This is a genomic window from Mesorhizobium sp. M7A.F.Ca.CA.002.04.1.1 (genome assembly GCF_004022805.1).
GTDB lineage: Bacteria > Pseudomonadota > Alphaproteobacteria > Rhizobiales > Rhizobiaceae > Mesorhizobium > Mesorhizobium ciceri.
Map to the genome: position 1 here is coordinate 1 of NZ_RZPL01001267.1, position 564 is coordinate 564.

Genomic DNA, 564 nt, shown 5'->3' on the forward strand with positions numbered 1-564 from the left:
ACTCATGACTTGTCTCCGGGAATGATTTGCATGGCAGCGCGATTCTGGCCGCGAGCCACGGCCGCCCACAACGCCATGAACGGCGTCGCCAGCAGCAGGAATGGCGGGATCAGATGCGGGAAATAGATGCGCGTGTCGTGGATCGGGAAGACGGTGAACTTCGCCAGCGCGCCGAGCACCAGTGCCGCGAACAGGATGCCGGCGCGGCGGTCGAGGCGGAAGCCGGCGCGGTCGGCAGCAAACCAGCCGGCCAGTGCCAGCACCGACACGCCGACCCAGCTGTTCAGGCTGACGGCACGCAGCAGCGAGGTGGCAAATGCCCTGAGATAGGCAACGATGGAGAATGGCGGCTCGAACCCGTCCATATTGTAATGCTGCTCGATGCTGGAGAACCACAGATGCGGCCACCAGCCGGGATGATGCGCCCAGTGCGAGATGGCGAAATAGGCAACGAAGGAAGCGGCAAAGCCGGCCAGCGCGCCCCATGCCCTCTGCCGGAACGCAACCAGCAGCACAGCAAAAACAGCAAGGAAAACAATGTTGTCCGGGCGCACCATGAAGGCG

1 pseudogene is annotated in these 564 nt (G+C 63.5%); it reads right to left on the reverse strand.

Annotated elements, in window-relative coordinates:
* Positions 1-2: 2 nt before the first annotated feature.
* Positions 3-564 (reverse strand): annotated as a pseudogene (locus ENZ75_RS33720) (hypothetical protein); the annotation flags it as partial.